Below are 4,819 nucleotides of genomic sequence, written 5' to 3' on the forward strand. Positions count from 1 at the left end.
TGGGAAAGTTGCTCTTGCTCCGCCGCCGAGGTCATCGCTGACTTTCCAGCGCAGTGGCAACTGGACGAGCAGCACCTTACTGTTCCCGTGCCTACAGTTCTGGAGCCATTGGCCCATGTTGCATATCGTCGGGCCGAGCCTCAGCATGAGGCCTAACAATTCATTCAAGCCGAACCCGCTTCGCGGCTCGGCTTAACTCAGGCGTTAGAGCCCTTTGGAAACTTGGCAGCCCATTACAGTCGTTGAGCTTGAGGCGCTGGTGGCCGATCAGTTCCCTAGCTGCTCGCCTACCCAGCAAGCTGCATTCGCCCCATATCGCGTGCCGTTTTATTCAGTCCCTTTCCAGCGCAGCCGTGCCTTTGGCCAGGTCCTTGTCGTTGCGGAGTTGCCATCTGGCCTGCTCTACTACGAGGATGTTGAGGAGGGATTTGAGGTTGGGGTGCTAGATGCTGACGGCATCCTGCAGGACCATGGCTGCAACCAGTTGGAGTTGACTCATGCGCTGTCGCGGGCAGGGCTCTAACAATTCATTCAAGCCGAACCCGCTTCGCGGGTCGGCTTAATTCGGGCGTTAGGGCTCACATGAGATATTTCAGGCGCTCAATTGCAGTAGCTGCTTGCCTGCTTGCTTCATGTAGCGGACCCGATTCCATCGGAAACAAATCTGAGTGGTCAGCTCTTCAAGGAGTCGAGTACGAATACCGGAGCATGTCGCGTTCTGCGCCACTGGTCCTAATCGTATCCGACTACCAGATGGTTGGCCTGCCAGCCACAAGTCGCTCAGGCCTTGTTTGGGTGTTGCTCAATCCAAAAAATGAGCCTCTCTACAAACAATTGCCTCAAGGTCCATACCACCTATCCGCATCTCAGTTGGCGGCGCTCAACGTCACTGAGCCTGCGGTCCTAGCTGGACTGCGGGCACATGTGAGAGAGTGAGCCCTAACAACTCATTCAAGCCGAACCCGCTTCGCGGGTCAGCTTAATTCAGGCGTTAGGCCCCAATGAAAGCATCTCGCCAGGCCAAACTAGAGACTCAGCTCGCGGCAACCGAAAGCGAGCTGCTCGAGTTGCTTATGGATGCGCTGCCGTATACCGCGCAGCACGGCGATATGATTTTCTTCAACTCGGCGTTCCATCCGGACTACGTCAGACCGCATCAGATCAGCGAGCGCAATGAGCAGCTCCTATCTCTGTCTAGCCAGGGAGTGGCACTCCGGGAGGAAATCGGATTACCAGTACTTGGCTCCGTTGGTCAGCTCTTCCTGTCAGCGTGCAGTGAGGCGTCCAACTCAGCCAATGAGAACCGCCGTGGCCCAAGTCAACTTGCCGCCTGGCTGGTAGGCAAGTTGGGGCCTAACAATTCATTCAAGCCGAACCCGCTTCGCGGGTCGGCTTAATTCAGGCCTTAGCCCCCATGCCCATCTCCATCGGACTTTCTTTTCTTTTAGCAACGACATCGCCCCAAGCAGACGCCGCGCCAAAGCCGGATGAGATGTTCTGTGGTGAGGCTATGAGCATCTATCTTCCAGAGCCACAAGGCACGCCCGCACCAAACATCAAACTGGAGAACTTCCAGTACATGAGCCCTGACGATCGTTGTGGCCGCAACATCAACAACGATGAGCTCATGCGGCTCCACAAAGGTATTAAGCCAATTGCTGCGGCCTCCTTCGGCAGCAGCAACGCCAACTTCGGTGTCATGGTCAGGTACACACTCACACCGGACAAGCCTGCCACATTTGACATGCAGACTTCGGACGCTTCCGAGGCTGAGAAAGAACGTCTCACCCAGTTCTACAATCAGGCGGCCGCGCTTAAAGACTTCCACTCGTCGCAAGGCACCGTCTATGTCGTTTTTCGTTACCTGGTCTCACCGGCACAACCCTCTGAGCTAACCAATGGGGGCTAACAATTCATTCGAGCCGAAGCCGCTTCGTGGCTCGGCTTAATTCAGGTTTTAGGCCACATTCGGACACATCCATGCAGTCAGAAGACTATCTCGACCGGCATTACATCGGCATCCGGAAGCAGTCCGAGACAGAGCGGGTATGCTGCTATGATTTCATCTGCACGGAATACCGGCGGATCGGCACCAAGCGTCTCGAACAGCTCGGATACGTCACCGGCGCCTTTCAGATAGACAAGCAAACGGGCACCACTGAACTAGTGCACCCCATGCCTGGCGATGAGAGCCTCAGCGCTTTCAACCGTGCTAGCTACAAGATCCACAGGTGCTGGCTGGGCGGCGAGCTCCCGAACACAGATCAGTACTGTGCGGGCTAATATGGCCTAACAATTCATTCAAGCCGAAGCCGCTTCGCGGCTCGGCTTAATTCAGGCGTTAGGGGGCACTGGTGAAGTTTCTCGTTGGTCTATTCCGCATGCTGCTTAAGTTCGGCATGCCTGCCTATTTGCTCCTGGTCCCGGTGGTAGCGGTGTACGGCTGGCTGTCACCTTGGCCTCCAGCTTCCACAGGCCTCGCCCAATACTCCGATCAATCAGCAATTCTCGTGGGCGCTTCCTACCAGTCCCGCTACTCGACTCAATCTCAGTACGTCAGATCTTCTCGCTCATATATCATCGTTCCGAGCGTCCTCGACGACCCCAAGATCATTACCTTCGCTCAAGAGAATGGCCAAGCCACAACGGCAGTCGAATCACGGTCTGGGTTCTGGTTTCTACTTGCGTGGCTGTTTGCATGTGGTATCGGCACATGGTTGTTCTGGTTCCGGCGCGTGCCCCCTAACAATTCATTCAAGCCGACGCCGCTTCGCGGCGCGGCTTAATTCCGGCGTTAGACCTGCCATGAGAGAAATCTACAACTTGATGGTTTTTTCTCTCGGCATCGCGCTGTGCGCGTGCGCTTCAGCTGCGCCGCCCCCGCGCTGCTCGTTCGGGCTTGCCCCTACAGCTACAGTTGCACCAAGGCTGCCACCCCGGCTACACAATGAGTTTTCTGGCAAAGCCCAAGTCGCTTTTGTCATTGGGCCTACCGGGCATGTGCAGTCCCCGGTCATTGTCTCGGCGGAGCGGCACCCCATCGGCCGCAGTCGCGGCCAACCAGTTGGCTACAACGACGCCATCCTTTCCGCTGTAGCACAGTGGCGCTATCCGTCGCGAGAGCAAGCCTGCCGCCACCAAGTTCCGGTAGAGTTTCACTTTGAGGGCTCCAGCCCCGCGGTTGGCAGGTCTAACAATTCATTCAAGCCGAACCCGCTTCGCGGGTCGGCTTAATTCAGGCGTTAGCCCACATGACCCCAGATGATCGCTGGTCACACTTGGCAGCACTTGACGAGGAACTGCTTAAAGGTGGCGTCATCCTCTCTGAGTGGTGTAGCGTCATAGTCCGTGAGACGGACATTGCATTTGTGCATTCAGCTCATTTGGCATCGATTCTCACCGCGATGTCCGGCATTGAGACCTACCTGCGATCTGAGTATGCACAGTCAAAAAAGGAGCGTTTGGTAGACCTGATAGATTTGTCCCCAATTCCGAACGCTTTGAAAGAGAACTTGCATACGCTGCGCAAGTACCGCAATAGATGGGTGCACATCGACGAGCCATGGGATGACGCCATGCTCCTTGAGAAGCCTCAAACCACCGAGGCAGAGCTTGAGCAAATGGCATTCTTTGCGGCCCGACTACTGCGGGAGACTATCTATGAGAATCCGTGGGTGTAGCGTGGGGGCTAACAAATCGTCCAAGCCGACGCCGCTTCGCGGGTCGGCTTAACTCAAGCGTTAGCCACTAGAACATGCATCTCGCACTGAACCACAAAGACCCAACGTTGACGGTTGTCTATGAGCTGTCCAACGAGCTCAGGGACGATCCGGAACACGTTCAGATCGTCCAGGCCCTTAGCCTGAACAACGACAAGCCATTTCTGGGACTCAAGCCTGTTAACGGCTTGTTCGGCTCAAATGAGTGGTGGGAAAGCATCAAATCAGGACATATCAAAACCGTCCATGTGACCGGCACGATCCGGGATTTGGTGTTCGCGGGACAGGACTCCCGATGGGGCGATAGCGTCAACTCTTTCAACCTCAAACAAGACGATGGCACCGTCGTGCTCGAGAGCATCTATGCTCACGAAAAGCACGACCGCAAGCTTTTTCGTGTTGGAGCCAAGGTCTCCTGCTGGTATGCGCTACTAGAGTTGAAGTCCCAGCCAGCCCCGGACGGGGGAGTCAACTACGCCAGGACTTTGCTAGAGATGGCGGTTTCGGCATAGCCTCTAGTGGCTAACAATTCATTCAAGCCGAACCCGCTTCGCGGATCGGCTTAATTCAGGTGTTAGGTGCCACATGGAGCTGCAACGCTACTTTAAGGAGGATGACGGCTCGCTCCCTGAGATTGAGCTGCACTTCCCTTCGCCTATCCAAGTTGCACGTGCCTTCGCTCATCTATTCGCCCTTGGTGCCGTCGACGCGACGGTGGGTGGATGTCGCGTCTGGGTGCCGGCCACGGACAGTGACCGCCCCTTCAGCAGCCCGGCGGACGCGGAGCTAGCCGTTAATGGCGATTTAGAGCCATTTCATATCGTCCTGGCCGATGTGACCTTGGGCGAGACGGTCATTCCGGACGTCGGGGTGTGGGTGGATGCGGACGGGATTACACTCGACTATCGGATGGGCCCTGAGTGGGGTTCGGCTCAAATTGATGGGCTGATCCGCTTGCTAAGGGATCTTCGCAAACTAGGTGCATCTATTGCTGTTCCTTGGTGGGGTGCTGATGGAGAGCGCGCCTTCAATGATCGGATGGGTGGCACCTAACAATTCATTCAAGCCGAACCCGTTTCGCGGGTCGGCTTAATTCAGGT

Annotated in this window: 7 protein-coding genes; all 7 read left to right on the forward strand. The window is 56.0% G+C overall.

Annotated features, from left to right (window positions below):
* The first annotated feature begins 214 nt into the window (after positions 1–214).
* Positions 215–523 (forward strand): hypothetical protein, encoded by a 309-nt coding sequence (locus AC1KVE_RS20935; RefSeq protein ID WP_184457892.1) that lies wholly within the window; start codon positions 215–217, stop codon positions 521–523.
* 478 nt (positions 524–1,001) lie between these two features.
* Positions 1,002–1,397, forward strand: coding sequence for a hypothetical protein (locus AC1KVE_RS20940; RefSeq protein WP_184457890.1), 396 nt, complete (start codon positions 1,002–1,004; stop codon positions 1,395–1,397).
* Positions 1,398–1,414: 17 nt separating this feature from the next.
* Positions 1,415–1,909 carry a hypothetical protein gene (locus AC1KVE_RS20945; protein ID WP_184457889.1) on the forward strand — a complete coding sequence of 165 codons (495 nt, stop codon included), beginning with the start codon at positions 1,415–1,417 and terminating at the stop codon, positions 1,907–1,909.
* A 71-nt stretch (positions 1,910–1,980) separates the two neighbouring features.
* Entirely contained in the window at positions 1,981–2,283 is a 303-nt protein-coding gene (locus tag AC1KVE_RS20950) for a hypothetical protein (RefSeq protein WP_184457887.1), read from the forward strand.
* A gap of 968 nt (positions 2,284–3,251) precedes the next feature.
* A complete protein-coding gene (locus AC1KVE_RS20955; protein WP_039517403.1) occupies positions 3,252–3,680 on the forward strand; it encodes a hypothetical protein in 429 nt (142 codons plus the stop codon).
* 74 nt (positions 3,681–3,754) lie between these two features.
* Positions 3,755–4,231, forward strand: a complete 477-nt coding sequence (locus tag AC1KVE_RS20960) for a hypothetical protein (RefSeq protein ID WP_184457885.1) — start codon at positions 3,755–3,757, stop codon at positions 4,229–4,231.
* 73 nt (positions 4,232–4,304) lie between these two features.
* On the forward strand, positions 4,305–4,772 hold the full coding sequence (locus AC1KVE_RS20965; protein WP_184457883.1) for a hypothetical protein: 468 nt from the start codon (positions 4,305–4,307) through the stop codon (positions 4,770–4,772).
* Positions 4,773–4,819 lie beyond the last annotated feature (47 nt).

Source organism: Xanthomonas sp. NCPPB 2864 (assembly GCF_056675615.1).